Source organism: Telluria sp. ZB2R32 (genome assembly GCF_059685715.1).
The window spans coordinates 64,729-79,726 of record NZ_JCASIG010000005.1; the positions used below are offsets into that span (position 1 = coordinate 64,729).

At 67.9% G+C, this 14,998-nt stretch carries 14 protein-coding genes; 4 read left to right on the forward strand and 10 right to left on the reverse strand.

Annotated elements, in window-relative coordinates; all coding sequences use genetic code 11:
* The first annotated feature begins 206 nt into the window (after positions 1 to 206).
* Positions 207 to 674 carry an Lrp/AsnC family transcriptional regulator gene (locus AC56LG_RS15495; protein WP_497166963.1) on the forward strand — a complete coding sequence of 156 codons (468 nt, stop codon included), beginning with the start codon at positions 207 to 209 and terminating at the stop codon, positions 672 to 674.
* 98 nt (positions 675 to 772) lie between these two features.
* On the opposite strand, the gene AC56LG_RS15500 is transcribed toward AC56LG_RS15495, so the two are convergent.
* Together AC56LG_RS15500 and AC56LG_RS15505 are read right to left on the reverse strand one after the other, a co-directional pair.
* Positions 773 to 1,504 carry a DNA-binding protein gene (locus AC56LG_RS15500; protein WP_497166964.1) on the reverse strand — a complete coding sequence of 244 codons (732 nt, stop codon included), beginning with the start codon at positions 1,502 to 1,504 and terminating at the stop codon, positions 773 to 775.
* Positions 1,505 to 1,694: 190 nt separating this feature from the next.
* Positions 1,695 to 3,104, reverse strand: coding sequence for a PQQ-dependent sugar dehydrogenase (locus AC56LG_RS15505; protein WP_497166965.1), 1,410 nt, complete (start codon positions 3,102 to 3,104; stop codon positions 1,695 to 1,697).
* Positions 3,105 to 3,300: 196 nt separating this feature from the next.
* Between AC56LG_RS15505 and AC56LG_RS15510 the strand changes: the two genes are divergently transcribed.
* On the forward strand, positions 3,301 to 3,687 hold the full coding sequence (locus tag AC56LG_RS15510; RefSeq protein WP_497166966.1) for a hypothetical protein: 387 nt from the start codon (positions 3,301 to 3,303) through the stop codon (positions 3,685 to 3,687).
* A gap of 23 nt (positions 3,688 to 3,710) precedes the next feature.
* Here the strand turns inward: AC56LG_RS15510 and AC56LG_RS15515 are convergent, their stop codons facing one another.
* The 6 genes from AC56LG_RS15515 to AC56LG_RS15540 form a co-directional block, all read right to left on the reverse strand.
* A complete protein-coding gene (locus AC56LG_RS15515) occupies positions 3,711 to 4,760 on the reverse strand; it encodes an HDOD domain-containing protein (protein ID WP_497166967.1) in 1,050 nt (349 codons plus the stop codon).
* A gap of 137 nt (positions 4,761 to 4,897) precedes the next feature.
* Positions 4,898 to 5,197 (reverse strand): hypothetical protein, encoded by a 300-nt coding sequence (locus tag AC56LG_RS15520; RefSeq protein ID WP_497166968.1) that lies wholly within the window; start codon positions 5,195 to 5,197, stop codon positions 4,898 to 4,900.
* A gap of 136 nt (positions 5,198 to 5,333) precedes the next feature.
* Positions 5,334 to 5,591: a hypothetical protein gene (locus tag AC56LG_RS15525; protein WP_497166969.1), complete on the reverse strand. Its 258-nt coding sequence runs from the start codon at positions 5,589 to 5,591 to the stop codon at positions 5,334 to 5,336.
* Positions 5,592 to 5,756: 165 nt separating this feature from the next.
* The gene (locus tag AC56LG_RS15530) at positions 5,757 to 7,568 is read right to left on the reverse strand and encodes a putative bifunctional diguanylate cyclase/phosphodiesterase (RefSeq protein WP_497166970.1); all 1,812 of its coding nucleotides are present in this window, start codon (positions 7,566 to 7,568) and stop codon (positions 5,757 to 5,759) included.
* Complete coding sequence (locus AC56LG_RS15535) at positions 7,531 to 8,901, reverse strand: sensor domain-containing diguanylate cyclase (protein ID WP_497166971.1); 1,371 nt, start codon at positions 8,899 to 8,901, stop codon at positions 7,531 to 7,533. Before AC56LG_RS15535 ends, AC56LG_RS15530 begins: the two co-directional genes overlap by 38 nt.
* The gene (locus AC56LG_RS15540; protein ID WP_497166972.1) at positions 8,898 to 9,284 is read right to left on the reverse strand and encodes a PAS domain-containing protein; all 387 of its coding nucleotides are present in this window, start codon (positions 9,282 to 9,284) and stop codon (positions 8,898 to 8,900) included. The genes AC56LG_RS15535 and AC56LG_RS15540 overlap by 4 nt, the downstream gene beginning before the upstream one ends.
* A 175-nt stretch (positions 9,285 to 9,459) precedes the next feature.
* Between AC56LG_RS15540 and AC56LG_RS15545 the strand changes: the two genes are divergently transcribed.
* Positions 9,460 to 10,683: an AMP-binding enzyme gene (locus AC56LG_RS15545; protein ID WP_497166973.1), complete on the forward strand. Its 1,224-nt coding sequence runs from the start codon at positions 9,460 to 9,462 to the stop codon at positions 10,681 to 10,683.
* A gap of 303 nt (positions 10,684 to 10,986) precedes the next feature.
* Entirely contained in the window at positions 10,987 to 12,174 is a 1,188-nt protein-coding gene (locus AC56LG_RS15550) for a GGDEF domain-containing protein (protein ID WP_497166974.1), read from the forward strand.
* A 16-nt stretch (positions 12,175 to 12,190) separates the two neighbouring features.
* Here the strand turns inward: AC56LG_RS15550 and AC56LG_RS15555 are convergent, their stop codons facing one another.
* Entirely contained in the window at positions 12,191 to 12,430 is a 240-nt protein-coding gene (locus AC56LG_RS15555) for a hypothetical protein (protein WP_497166975.1), read from the reverse strand.
* A gap of 35 nt (positions 12,431 to 12,465) precedes the next feature.
* Positions 12,466 to 14,826 (reverse strand): penicillin-binding protein 1A, encoded by a 2,361-nt coding sequence (locus AC56LG_RS15560; RefSeq protein ID WP_497166976.1) that lies wholly within the window; start codon positions 14,824 to 14,826, stop codon positions 12,466 to 12,468.
* Between the last annotated feature and the right edge of the window lie 172 nt (positions 14,827 to 14,998).

Here is a 14,998-nt window from a genome sequence, read left to right on the forward strand (position 1 = left end):
TGCAATGCGGGTTCGGCGGCGGCCCCAATGTGCGGATCCGGCCGATCTCCCTATTGGAATGGCGAGCCGAAATTTTACTGCAGCGCACAAAAAATATTCTTTCGTATGCAGGGTGGATTGGCGGAATCTTCGGATGGTTCTTCTATGAATCGTATAAAATATAGAAGAAGTATCTATTTTAACTTGTATAGCCAGGAGGGCGGCGCATGAAAGAGGGTGTACTCGACGAGATCGACAGGAATATCCTGCGCACGCTCAGCCGCGACGGGCGTATCAGCAACCAGAAGCTGGCCGAGACGGTGAACTTGTCGCCCACGCCCTGCTGGCACCGCGTGCGCGCACTGGAAGAGGCTGGCCACATCAGTGGCTATGCCGCCGTGCTCGACCAGCGCGCGCTCGGCGTGCCGGATACGGTGATCATCGAAGTGACGGTCGACCGCCATGACGACGAAATCCTGCAGGCGTTCTCGGACGCGCTCGCCGACCTGCCGGAGGTGATGGAGGCGTATTTGCTCTCGGGCGAATACGATTACCTGATCAAGGTGGCGGTGGCGGGCACCGAGGGCTACGAGCGCTTCCTGCGCCAGAAGCTGTACAAACTGCCGGGCGTGAAGCACACGCGCTCGACGTTTACCTTGCGCTGCCTGAAACGGACGGTGTCGGTGATGCCGTAGGGCGGGCATGCCCGCCGATGTCAATGCGAACCGGTGGGCATGCCTTTCGTGGCCCGGCCCACCCTACAAGCGTGCAGCATCGATGCTTGCGACGCGCGCTACTTCGCCTTTTTGCGCAGCGCGTCGAGCTCCATGCGCAGCGCACCGCGGTCGCTCTTCGCCGCCGCCAGCTGCGCCTGCAAGTCCTTGACTTCCAACGCCAGGCTGTCGCGTGCGGTGGTGGCGCCGACCAGTTCCATCTCGGCGGCCAGGCGGGCGTCGGATTGCGCGTTCGAGGCCGTCGCGCTGCGCTCGAGCTGGCCGCGCAGCTCGAGCAGCTGGGCATCCTTGCCGTCGATCGCCAACTGGTCCTTGGCCTTGCCGACCAGGGCGTCCATCGCGACCTGGCGTGCGTTGCGCAGTTCAGCCATCAGGCGTTCGATCTCTTCGCCGCGTTCGTCGACGGCGGCCTGTGCGGCGTCGCGCGCGCTCGTTGCGCTGCCGATCTCGTCCTCCAGGCGCCCGGCCTCGGCCAGCGCCGCGTCGAGGTCGTCCTGCAACTGCGCCATGGCCGCGCGCGGACCGGCGCCGGCCTGTTCTGCATGCTGCTGCGCCCACGCCGCCAGGTCGGCGGCGAGCGCGGCCGGCAGCGTGGGCGGCGCCGGCGCGGGCAGGCGTTCGTGCTCGGCGCGCCAGGCACGCAGCTGGCGTGCCAGCGCGCCCGGCGAAGCGTCGGGAAACGCTGCGCGCAGCGCGTCGAAGGTGACCGGCGTCCCGGCATCCTGCAAACCGCCAGCGGCTGCGGCAACATCGTCAAAGGAAATTTCGCGGCTTGGTGAATCCGTGGTCATGGGGCAGAAAAGAATGCGTTGTGGGTAGCCTCCATGATACGCGAGCCTCCCTGCCGCATCGGGCATGTATGGCCAGACAGGCATCGCCACAGGTGGTTGCCTGTGGCGTTATTGCATCAAAGTAAGAGTCAGATGAACAACATGGCATGACCATGCGCTACCGGGGCGGCCGCGCCCCCTTCGTGCAGACTCAGCGCCGCCCGGGAACCAGCTTCAGCACCACGCCCGTATTGCCGAGCAGCGAACCGGTGTCGTTCGCCAGCACGTACAGTTCGCCGCGCGCATCCTGGCCGAAGCCGAGCAGGGCCAGGTCGAAGGGATTGCGGTTGACGGGAACGAGCTGTTCGACGCGGTTGTACCTGCCCAGCACGAACAGCTGGCCTTGCGGCGAGGGCTGGCCCTGGCTCGAGTAGTCGCCGAACACATAGCGCCCGCGCAGCTGGCGCAGCGTCTCGCCTTCGTAGACATGGCCGCCGATGACGGCGGAGCGGGTGACTGCCCCGCCGGCACTGTCGACCCGGTCGTACTGGGCGATCGGATCGACCAGCCCCGCCGGCAGGCCCGGGCTGTCGGCATACGCGAAGCCAAAAGCGTCGGGTCCGGCGGCGTCGAACAGGAAGCTGCCTTCCTTGATGCGCCAGCCGTAATTGCCGCCGGCCGTCACCAGGTTGATCTCCTCGACCGCATTCTGGCCGACGTCGCCCACGAGCACGCGGCCGTCGCGCGCGATCGACATCCGGAACGGGTTGCGAAAGCCATAGGCGAAGATTTCGTCGGCGCCTTCCTTGCCGATGAAGGGATTGTCGGGCGGGATGCCGTACCTGCCGTTCGCGGCATTGCGTCCGAGCGGGTCGATGCGCAGGATTTTGCCGAGCACGTTGCCCGGCGCCAGGCTCTGCGCATTGCCTTCGGGCGCCTGGCCCGGGCCCTGGTCGTCGGAACTATTGCCGTCGCCGAGCGAGATGTACAGCATGTGATCGGGGCCAAATACCAGCGCGCCGCCGTTGTGGATCGGCGCCGGCTTGTCGATGCGCAGCAGTTCGCGCGCGCTTGCGAGGTCGACCGGGCTGTGGCGCCGGCCGGGGCGTTTGACGCGCCACTCGGTGACGACGCTCTGGCAGTTCGGCGCCGCGCCCGGCGGCATGGTGCTGAAGTCGGGGTTGGCGCGCACCGGCTGCGACGTGAAGGTGTAGAACAGGCCGTTGTAGGCGAAGTTCGGGTGGAAGGCGAGTCCCACCAGGCCGCGTTCGTCGAAACGTCTTTCGCCGAGACCGAGCGGCGAGACCAGCAGGGCGCTCACGTCGAGAAACAGTTCGGGCGGACGCGGAGTGCCCGTACCGAGGTGGAGGCGCCAGACCTGGCCGGGCTGGTCCGCCACGTACAGGTGGCGCCGGTCGCCCGGCGGGGCCGAGGCGGCTACCGGCGACACGAGACCGGACGCGACCGTCTCGAGGGCAACGGTGGCGCGGCTTTGCGGGATCGGGGCGGGAATCGGGTCGGGCAGCGGAACGTTCTGTTGCGCGCCTGCGCTGGAATACGCGCCCGCCGCAATGGCGGCCAGCGCGGGGACGAGCATGCGGGTAATCGTGCGCATCTTCATGATGTGCTTTCTAGGCCGGACGGCCAACAAGGGGAAAGGGAAGCGACTTTTGGTTAGGCGCGTCTGCCTCGGCGAGGTTCTGCGCCTCTCTCGTCGGAATTGATCTGTATCAGAGACCCAGCACCTGCGTCGAACATGGAAATATGCGCGTTGAAATGTGCAACGCTACAATGGCAAAAAATTTCTGGGTGTGAATATGGAAAAGATCGACTTGGCCGGATTGACGCGCCTGGCGCAGGCATCGGCGGCGCTGGACGCGCCATGCGCTTGCACGCGCGTGCCCCTGGCGGCCTGGACCGCGCTGCCGCTGACCCTGGAGCGGCGCTGGCTGGAGGAAACCGGCACCTTGATCGACGATCCGTACGAAGATGCCACGTTCGCGGAATTCCATCCCGCCGGCACGCGTTACGACAGCGCCGACGCACCCATCGCTCCGCGCTTCTACCCCTACAACCGCTGCACCGTGGCGCGCTGCACCCTGTGCGGGCGCCATTACCTGCTGTATAACGAAGCGGGCGGCTACTTCACCGAATGGCGCATCCGCGCCTTGCAGCCCGCGCTGCTGGTGGACGCCCGGCCCTGACGTCTTCGCCCCCCCAAGCGCGTTCAGGTTTCCTGTGGCAGTAAAAGATCGAAACAGGGGCGCAGGCGCGGCGTGACGATGGCGTCCACGAGCGGGTCGCCTGCTGCCAGTGCGCCGGCGTCCACCAGCAGGCGCAGTTTGGCGAGGGCGTCGGCTGTTGCCAGCACGGCGCCGGGCGCGCGCGCATCCGGCAGGCCGGCGTCGGCGATGGCGCCCGCGACTGCCGGCGGGAAGGCCCACGCGAGCGCAATGGCGTGCGCCAGGCGCCGCGCCTGCTCGAGCAGGGCGGCGCGGAAAGCGTCCGAGCGCGGCAGCACGTTTTCGCGCAGTACATCTTCGCCATGGACCTGGTCGACCAGGCGGAAGGCGACCACCAGGCCGACGTTCTGGACCAGTCCGGCCAGATAGGCTTCGAAGGGATCGACGCCGGCATGGGGCGCAAGCGTTGACGCGGCGAGCGCGCAGCGTTCGGACTGCCTCCAGACGCGCGGGGCCACGTGTTTCGCGAAGCGTCCGCTTCCCATGCCGATGACAGGACGGAACGCCACCCGCGCCAGCAGCATGCGCAAGCCGTTCTGGCCCAGCAGCATGACGGCGCCCTCGATGTTCCTGATCGGCGTCGGCGGCCGGTACCAGGGGCTGTTTGCTTCGCGCACGACTTCGGCGACCAGCACCACGTCCTGTGCCACCATGCGCGACAGTTCGGCGGTCGACACGCTGTCGTCGCGCAGGCTGCGCAGCAGTGCGGGAATCACGGCCGGCACGCGCGGCACCAGCCCGGCCGCGCGCGCCGGGTCATCCGCCAGGCGCCCCAGTTCGTCCAGGATCAGGCGTTCGGTTGCTTCGGGCGCCGGGCTTGCCGCGCCGGCGGCGTCCGCCAGCCAGCCGTAAAACGCAGCATCGAGCGCGGCGTTGGCGCCGGGCGCCTCTGTGGCCGCAAGGGGCGGGGAGGGCGAAGAAGACCTTGGCGCGGTGGCCGGCGGCGCCGGCCGGGCGCGCGTGTCGGGCGTCGTGGCGGGCCGTATGTCAGGTCGTGTAGCACCGCCGAACCAGCGCGCGAACCAGTTTTTCATGATCGGGAAGCCTCGGCCTTGGAGAAAGTCCGATTCTACCCGACAGGCGCGACGGGGAAGAGAGACGCGGAGGACCGGCCGCGCGGCCGGCCCGGACAGCACGCCGGGCGTACCGTGCGGCGCAGGGGCGCAGCCGGTCAGCGCCCAGTGCCGGTGCCCGTGGTAGTGCCCGTCGTGCCGGTGCCGCTGGTACCGGTCGTGCCGGTCATGCCCGCGTTTCCAGCGGACGAACTGGTGGTCGGCGTGCTGCCGGTAACGCCGGTGGTCGGGCTGCCGCGTTCGGTCATGCCGGCTCCGCTCATCGACGAGCCGGTCGTGCCGGAGGCGCTGGTGCCTGACGTGCTATTCATGCCGTCGGTGCTGCCGGTCGACTGGCAGGCAGCCAGGCCCATGCCCATGGTAGCGGCGAAGATCACGCTCAAAGTGGTGCGTTTCATGTTTTCTACCCTCCGTGTATGTTCGAGAACTTCATCATGCGAGCGCTTCGGTGCGACTGCTATAGGAAGAGAACGGCAGCGCATGTAGGAAATGCCACACAGTCAATGTCGGAAGACGACCGCATGTCAATGTCGCTCAGCGCCGTTCGGGTGCGTTGGCCGGGGTGGCGCCGGTGGCGCTGGTCGAACCGCGCACGTCGGCATTCGCCGCATCCACGCCGCCGGTGGTGCCCGAGGTGCTGGTCGCGCCCGCGCTGCCGGTGCTGCCGCTGGTCATCGAACCGCTGTTGCTGCCCGAGACGCTGGAATCCATCGCATTGGTGGTGCCGGTGCTGCTGCAGCCGGCCAGGGCCAGCCCGGCGGCGAACAGCATGGCGGTGGTGAGGTGCTTCATGGTTGTTCTCCCGTAGTGAATGCAGGTTCCATGATGCGGCGAGAGGCAGGGGTGCGCCATAGGAAACGTACTGCGCTGCGTGTAGGACAGGCCGGACAGTCGTGTGTGGCGGGCATGCCCGCCCTACGGTGTACAGCCGCTAAAGACAGGAGCGACGGTCGTTGATTAACCCGACTGCTGCGTGCGCACCCAGTCGACCAGCGCATCCGACACCAGCGGCCGGCTGAACAGGTAGCCCTGGCCCTTGGCGCAGGACTGGGCGCGCACGGCGTCGAGCTGGGCGGCGGTTTCGATGCCTTCGGCGACCGTGTTCATGCCCAGGCTTTGCGCCACTTTCACGGTGGCCTCGATCAGCACCCGGTGGTGGTGGCTGGTGTCGGCCTTGCAGACGAAGCTGCGGTCGATCTTGACCGTGTCCACCGGCAGCAAATGCAGGCTCGACAGCGAGGAGTAGCCGGTGCCGAAGTCGTCCAGCGCCAGCTTGATGCCGAGCGCCTTCAGTTCGTGCAGGCGCACCTGGATCTGTTCGTCCTGGGCAGCCAGGCTTTCGGTCACTTCCAGCTGCAGGCCGGCCGCCGGCATGCCGGTGCGCGCCAGGATCTGCGCCACCTTGGCCGCCCAGTCGGGCTGGGCCAGCTGGGCGCGCGACAGGTTCACCGCCATCAGGCGCGGCGCCCCGTCTCCCAGTTCGGCGCGCCAGCGCATGAAGTCGCGGCAGGAACGCTCGAGCACGAAGTCGCCGATCTGGTCGATCAGGCCGCATTCCTCGGCGATGCCGATGAAGTCGAAGGGCGGCACCAGGCCGCGCGTCGGGTGCTGCCAGCGCACCAGCGCCTCGACGCCGGCCGCATGGTCGATGCCGCCATCGGGCTTCAGGCCGACCACCGGCTGGTAGACCACGAACAGCTGTTCTTCCAGCAGCGCCGTGCGCAGCTGGGCTTCGACGTCGGCGCGGCGCGCGGCGCGTTCGCGCATGGCCGGCTCGAACACGACGTGGCGCGCGCCGCCGGCGCGCTTGGCCTCGATCATGGCGATGCTGGCGTCGCGCATGGCTTCGTTGGCGTCGCCGCCCTGGCCGTCGTCCCAGAACACGCCGACGCTGGCGCGGCACGCCACCTCGTGGCCGTCGATATGGTGCGGCCGCGCCAGCGTGTCGAGCAGGCGCAGGGCCAGGCGCTCGGCTTCGTCGGGGTGATGCAAGCCGTCGAGCAGCACCGCGAATTCGTCGCCGCCGATGCGCGCCACCAGGCCGGCGCCGCCCGCGGCCGGGTCGACCCGGCTATTGGCCGGCAGGCCGCCGGCGCGCATGCGGTCGGCCAGCGCCGCCAGCAGGCTGTCGCCGACCGCCACCAGCAGGCGGTCGCCGGCGCTCTGGCCGATGGTGTCGTTGATGCGGCGGAAGCGGTCGCAGTTGAGCACCAGCAGTGCAAAGCGGGCTTCGCCGCTCTGGTGCGCCACGCGCAGGTCGAGCAGGCCTTGCAGCTGCTCGACCGCCGCGGCGCGGTTCGGCAGGCGGGTGAGGGTGTCGGTGCGCGCGGCGCTGCGCAAGCGCCGGCGCAGGTTTTCCTGCTCGCGCTGGATATCGAGCGTGGCGTCGGTGATTGCCGCCATCCAGCGTTCGGCGTCGAGCTTCATCAGGCTGATCGACAGCACCTGCGGCGAGCCCGGCGCGCTGCGGCCGGCGCCGAGCGGCACGCGCAGCGCATCGCAGACTACGCCGGAAGGCGCGGCGAACGCGTCCGCCTGCGCCTTGACCTGGGGCGCGACGTCTTCCAGCACGGCGAACAGGTTATCGAGCCCGCCGTCGCGCGCGAGCGGCATCAGGAGGTTCGACGCCATCGGATTGAGCATCTCGACGGCGCCGTCCAGGCTCGTTTGCACCAGGCCGATCGGGGCGCGGTAGAGGAACTGGACGAGCGCCTCGTAGGCGTCGATCTGTTCAACCTGCATTGCGGCTTCGCTGTGGAGGTTCTTCATGGGTACTCAGGTCCGGGGTCCATGGGGCGACGCGGTTGCGTCCCTGTGCCTTGGCAGCGTACAGCGCCTGGTCGGCGCGCTTAATCAGGGCATCGATGCCGAGTGCATCGCCCGCATCGAGCACCGCGACGCCGGCGCTGACCGTGTAGGCGATTTCCACACCGTCGACCGCCACCAGGCGCGTCGCCACCCCCATGCGCAGGCGTTCGGCAATGGCCAGCGCCTGCTCGATACCGGTCGAGGGCAGCAGCACGGCGAATTCCTCGCCGCCCAGGCGCGCCACCGTGTCCACGGCGCGGAAAGTGTCGCGCAGCGCGTTGGCGAGGTCGCACAGCACGCGGTCGCCGGCCGGATGACCGTGGCGGTCGTTGACCCCCTTGAAGTGGTCGGCGTCGAACACGATCAGGGCCAGCTGGCGCGGCGTGTGGGCGGCGCGCTCGATTTCGAGTTCGGCCGCTTCGAAGAAGGCGCGCCGGTTGGCCAGCGCCGTCAAGTGGTCGCAGAACGCCGCCTGGCGCCGCTTCTCGGTGGCGGCGCGCTTGTCGCTGATGTCGCGCAGGATCAGGCAGTAAGCCGGCGCGTCCGGGTCGTCGCCGAAGGCTTCGCGGTCCGGTAGCGGCGCGATCAGGGCGCTGCCCCAGAACTGGCTGCCGTCGGCGCGCAGGCGCAGGCCTTCGTCCATGCTCCAGCCGTTATGCTCGGCTTCGCGCAGGCGGTCGAGCAGGTGCTCGGCGGTCATCGCATCGGGCGGATAGAAAATGGAATAGGGCGAGCCGACGATGTGCTCGCCGAAACCGGTGACGCGCGCGATGCTCTCGTTCCAGTCGCACAAGCGCCCGTCGCGGTCGAGCGCGACCAGCGCATAGTCGCTGATGCGCGTGAGGATGGCGTTGAGCCAGGCATCGCTCTGGCGCAGCTGGCGTTCGCGCCGCACTTCGGCCGTCACGTCCTGGATCACGGCCATCACGCGCGCCCCGTCGAGTTTCAGGAGGGTGAGCGAGAGGATCTGCGGCGTGCCGCGGGTGCGGCCCTCGGCGCGCAGGTGGATGTGCAGGCCTTCGAAGACCATGCCGTTACTGCGCGGGTACTGCTCGCACTGGAGGCGCAGGTCGGGCGCCACGCTTTCCAGCGCGGTGAACAGGTTGGTCAGGCAGCCGTCCGCCGACAGCGGCATCAGGAGCTGGGCCGAGATCGGGTTGATCATCACGATTTCGCCGTCGATGCCCGCCTGCACCAGCCCGACCGGCGCCAGGTACAGGAACTGCATCAGAGCTTCGTGCTCGGCGCGCAGGCTTTCCACGCTGTCGTCGAACGGGTTTGCCAACGAGCTCACCGGCGCTGGACCAGCACGTAGCGGGTGGCGCCGGCGGCGCTTGCCAGCAGGCGCAGCTTGACCTTGACCGGACGCATGCGCAGGGTCAGCACGTAGTCGATCGTGTCGTCGAGTTCGCTGCCGTCGGCGAGCGCGTCTTCGAAACGCTGGGCCACCATGAAGTTGTTCAGGCAGGGCGCCACGTTGGTGAACAGCGGCTCGCCGATCACGCGCTGCGGCGACAGGCCGGCGGCCTGCGACTCGAAGGCGTTGTAGCGCTGCACCTTGGCGTCGGCATCGAAGCCGATCACGCCGTAGTCGAGCTTGTCCAGTTGTTCCTGGTTGCTGGCATCGAGGAGGTCGCCCAGGCCACGGGTGTCGAAAGTCATGGTGTCGTTGGTCATTCGGGGTTCTCCGCCTTGTCGGTCGTCATATAATTGGTTTACGGAAACAAATGTTGGCATGCGCCAGCGCAAGTGTCAATCGTGTAGATGACCGATGGTCACAAAGTCGCACATTGTTGACAGAATAAAGCGCCGGCCGCACCATCGCCAGCCTTTATTTAGCGAAATGGAAACCATGGATCAGCTCAAGCCTGTGCAATGGTGGCAACACGCCCCCGCCCTCGAACGCGTGGTGCGCGACCTGGTGGCCGCCGAACTGGCGACGGCGCGCCCCGGCCGCCACCTGCCGCCGGCGGCTTCCTGGTCGCCCGGCATCGATCTCGCCGCCGACCTCGGCGCCGATTCGCTCGACTTGATGGGCGCCGCCACCAGCCTGGCCGATCTCCTCGGCTTCGCCCGCGCCGGCATGGACGACGCGCTGCTGGCCCGGACCCGCCTCGCCGACTGGATCGCGGCGGCGCACGCCAGCCTGGACCTGGAGGCCGGCGCGCTGACCTTCCGCACCTCGGGCAGTTCGGGCGCGCCGAAACGCTGTATCCATGCCCTGGACTCCCTGTGGCGCGAAGTCGACGCGCTGGCCCAACTGACGCCAGGGCGGCGGCGCGTCTGGTCCGCCGTGCCGGCACATCATATCTACGGCTTCCTGTTCACGGTGCTGTTGCCGCAGGCAGGCGGCGTGCCGCTGACGGTGACCGACCTGCGCGGCGCCTCGCCGGCCGCGCTGGCCTCCTCCCTGGCGCCGGGCGACCTGGTAGTGGCGCATCCCGATTTCTGGGGCCAGGTGGCCGCGCTGGCGCCGGCTTTCCCGGTGGACGTGACCGGCGTCAGCTCGGGCGCGCCATGCCCGGACGCCACCGCGCTGGCGCTGGCGGCCGGCGGCCTGCGCCTGCTGCAGGTCTACGGCAGTTCGGAGACGGCCGGCGTCGGCTGGCGCGACGCGGCCGGGGAACCGTACCGGCTGCTGCCGTACTGGCGCCGCGCCGGCGCCGAAAATACGATCGAACGCATGGCCGCGAACGGCATCGAACGCCATGCGCTGCAGGACCGGCTCGACTGGCTCGACGAAAGGCGCTTCCTGCCCAACGGGCGCATCGACCAGGCGGTGCAGGTGGGCGGCACCAACGTCTATCCCGCTTATGTGGCCGAGGTGCTGGCCATGCACCCGGGCGTGCGCGATTGCGTGGTGCGCCCGATGCGGCCGGACGAGGGCACGCGCCTGAAAGCCTTCGTGGTCGCCGCCGAAGGTGCGGCGCCCGCAGCGCTGCGCGCCGAACTGGCCGGCTGGATCGCCGAGCGCCTGGGTCCGGCCGAACGGCCGGCGGCGTTTTCCTTTGGCCCGGCGCTGCCGCGCCAGCCGAACGGCAAGCCGGCGGACTGGATCATCGATGCCTGGGAGTAGGGTGGACTCCGTCCACGCGCGATACGTACCGGCTCCGCTTCCGTGCACGATGATCTTGCGGCCACGTTTCACCGCGTCCACCCGACAACGCATCCATACGAAAATAATAATTTCAGAATGACAATTTGAACAGCAGCTTGCGTTAAAATGGCAGCCGATCTGTCGGTACAGCCCAGGCGTTTTCCGATCATCCCTGCGCGGATGATCCCGGTTGTTCCGATACTGTTTCCGGTCGTGGACGGGTGTGATTCCTGCAACTGGCGCGGCCCGCCTGATCGAGTCCAACTGTTGAAGGTTGCCGTCTTGTCCCAACACCTCTCCACGCGTTGCCTGGCGATCCACCCCTACTGCGCTGAATTTGCGGACCGCGAATTCGAAAGCCGCTTCGTCCGCCACTTTCTGCCGGAACGCAATGCCCAGCTGCGGGCCAGCCTGCTGGTGTCGGCACTCTTTTACGTCCTGTTCGGCCTCACCGACATCGCCACGCTCGGTTCCACCGCCACCGCCTGGACCATGGTCGGCCTGCGCATCCTCGTGGCGCTCGCCGCCTTGTGCGCCTTTGCCGCCATTGCGCGCCATCCAACGTCGGTACCGGTGTCGATCCGCGCCACCTGTGTCGTGCTGGGAGTGGGACTCGCGGTTTTTCCCGTGCTGTGCTGGTACCAGCCCGCCGCCATGGCCTGGAACCTGATGTCGTTCGCGCTGATCCTGATGGCGGTGTATGTCATCTTCCCGAACCGCTTCGTGTATGCGGTCGCCATCGGCGTCGGCGCCAGCATCGTTTTCGGGGCGATGCTGCTGGTCCAGGGATCACTGCGCTTCGACGACGTGGTGGCCCTGGTCCTGATGCTCATCCTCGGCAACGCCCTCGGCACGATTGCGGCGCGCCGCTTCCACCTGGCCCAGCGCAGGCAATTCCGCGCCGCCGTGCTGCTGCAGGAGCTGGCCGAGCGCGATCCGCTGACCGGCTGCCACAACCGCCGCGTGTTGCAGGACGGCCTGTGCGAGGCCGAACTGGCGCGCACGCGCCGCTACGGCAGCGCCTTGTCCGTGATCCTGTGCGACATCGACCATTTCAAGCGCATCAACGACACCCATGGCCACGCCGCCGGCGACCAGGTGCTGGGCGCATTCGCCGGCCTGTTGCAATCGATGGTGCGCGAGGGCGTCGACAGCGTGATCCGCTACGGCGGCGAGGAATTCCTCATCGTCCTGCCGCAGACCGACCTGGCCGGCGCAGTGGCGCTGGCCGAACGGATCCGCGCAGCCTTTGCCAACGCAGCGACCTCGCTCGGCAGCGACACCACAGTCGCGGCGACGGCCAGCTTCGGCGTGGCCTGCGTGCCCGCGCGCGATCCCAATCCGCCGGGAAGCTTCGACGCGCTGATCATCGCCGCCGACGAGGAGATGTACGCCGTCAAGCGCGGCGGCCGGAATGGCGTGCGCGGGACCGTGCTGGTGGCGCCCGAGCTGCAGCGCGCATGCGCGTAGACCGGCAAGCGTGGCCTCAGGCGCGGTAGGTCGCGTTGACGAAGGCCAGCGCCAGCGGGATGGCGGCGATGGCGATCAGGATCGGCATCAGCGCCAGCAGGCGCGCGCCGCCGCCGAGGCCGGGCACGCGCGCCCGTTTGCGCTGGTACGACTTCCAGCCGCAGTAGATCGACAGCGGGCCGAGGATGAGAATGGATACTCCGGTCCAGGCGGTCAGGAATAGCAGCAGGGAACACAACAGGGACAAGGCGGCCATGGGCAGGATTCAGCTCATTGGACAGGCAGCAAGCCTCACTGCGCCGGCACGAACACCGGCGCACCGGCAGGCTGCGGCAGCGTCGCCGCCCCATCCGCACGCGGATGGACCTCGCCGCTGTCCTCGTCGTCGGTCAGATAAGGCTCCGGCGCAGCCAGCGCAGACGGTTCGACGTCGATCCCCCGGAACTGCGGCATCTCGGCGAATTCCGCATAGATCCAGTCGTCGTTCTCGCGCAGCACGCCTTCCGGCTCGGGACGTTCGACCACGGGCCGCTTGGCCAGCGCGACCTGCATGTAGTCGATCCAGATCGGCAGCGCCAGGGTGGAGCCGAATTCGCGGCCGCCGAGCGAGCGCGGTTCGTCGTAGCCCATCCACGCCACCGCCACCACGTTGCCGCCGTAGCCGGCGAACCAGCCGTCGAAGGCGTCGCTGGTGGTGCCGGTCTTGCCGGCGATGTCGGTACGCGCCAGGCGCTTGGTGGCGGCGGCGCCGGTGCCGTAGCGGGTGACGTCGCGCAGCATGCTGTCGGTGACCCAGGCGTTGCGCGGGTCGAGCACGCGCGCGGCTTCCTGGCGCGGCTCCGGCGCCTTGTTCTCGATGAGGACGGTGCCGTCGCCGTCTTCGACGCGTGCGATCAGGTAGGGCTTGACGCCGTAGCCGCCGTTGGCAAAAACGGCGTAGGCGCCGGCCATCTGCAGCGGCGTGACGGCGCCGGTGCCCAGCGCCAGGGTCAGGTTCTTCGGGTGGCGCGCCAGATCAAAACCGAACTTGCCGAGGAAGTCGTGGGTGTAGGGCACTTCGAGTGCGCGCAGCAGGCGCACGGTCGGCACGTTCTTCGAGTGCGCCAGCGAATAGCGCATCGTGATCGGACCGTCGAAGACGTTGTCGTCGTTCTGCGGCTTCCAGTCGGCGCCGGCGTTCTCGCCTGGCATGACCAGTTCCTGGTCGAGGATCAGTGTGCCCGGGTTGTAGCCTTTTTCGAGCGCGGCCGAATACACGAATGGCTTGATGGCGGAACCCGGCTGGCGCCAGGCTTGCGTCACGTGGTTGAACTTTTGCAGGTTGTAGTCGAAGCCGCCGACCAGGGCCTGATAGGCGCCGCTGTCGGCATCGAGCGCGACAAAGGCGGCCGCCACCAGCGGCACCTGGGTGATGCCCCAGCCGTCCTTGAGTTTACTGATGCGGACCACGGCGCCCGGTTCGATGCGCTGCGCGTCCTTCGCCTTGCCCGACAAGCCGGCCGCTGCGAATTTCAAACCGGCGCCGGTGATCGTGATGGTGTCGCCGTCGATGGTCTCGACCTTCACCGACTTGCTCGACGCGGCCAGCACCACTGCCGGCTCGAGGCCGTCGCTGGACGGACGCTTCTGCAGCGCCTCGACGATCGCTTCCTCGCGTTCCTCGTCCGTTGCCGGCAGCTCGATGCGCGCCTCGGGGCCGCGGTAGCCATGGCGGCTGTCGTAGGCCAGCACGTTGCGCCGCACCGAGTCGTAGGCCGCTTCCTGGGCTTTCGAATCGATGGTGGTATAGACCTTGATGCCGCGCGTATACGACTCCTCGGCGTACTGGGCGAACACCACCTGGCGCGCCAGCTCGGCCACGTACTGGGCGTGGGTGCCGAATTCCTGCGGCTTCGAATGCACGCGCAGCGGTTCGGCCACGGCTTTCGCATACTGCGCTTCGTCGATGTCGCCGAGGTCGCGCAGGCGCCGCAGCACCTGCTCCTGGCGCAGCTTGGCGCGCTTCGGGTTGACCGCCGGGTTGTGGCGCGCCGGGTTTTGCGGCAGGCCGGCCAGCATCGCGGTCTCCGCAATGGTGAGCTGGTCGAGCTTCTTGCCGAAATAGCTGCGCGCGGCGCTGGCGAAGCCGTAGGAACGCTGGCCGAGATAGATCTGGTTCATGTACAGCTCGAGGATCTGGTCCTTGGTCAGCGCATCCTCGATCTTGTAGGCCAATACGATTTCGTTGAGCTTGCGCGACAGGACCTTTTCGCGCGACAGGAAGAAGTTGCGCGCCACCTGCATGGTGATGGTCGAGGCGCCACCCGAACCGAAGCCGCCGGTGACGTTGGCTTTCAGCGCGCGCGCCGCGCCCATCCAGTCGATGCCCTTGTGTTCGTAGAAGCGCGCATCCTCGATCGCCAGCACCGCCTTTTTCATCATCGGCGGCACCTGCTCGATCGGCACGAAGTCGCGGTGCTCCTCGCCGAATTCGCCGATCAGGACCTTGTCGGCGGTGTAGATGCGCAGCGGGATCTTCGGCTTGTAGTCGGTGACGGCGCCGATCGAGGGCACGTTCGGCACGATCGACATCAGGAACCAGACGGCGACGGCGGCGATCGCGAAGACGATGGCGGCGAGGATGAAAAAGATAAAGCCGCGCTGTTTGTTCAAGCTGCGGCGGGGAAGCCGATGGCTTCGAGGCGACGTGGTCAAGACAGTATTCTCCTGCTGTGGACCGCGCAAAAGGCAGGCCCGGCGGGCGCATTATAATCCGCTTTCTTTCGGGCACCGCATATGCCATAGTCACGCCTTCAGGCCGGCTTAAGACCGGCCACGAACGAAA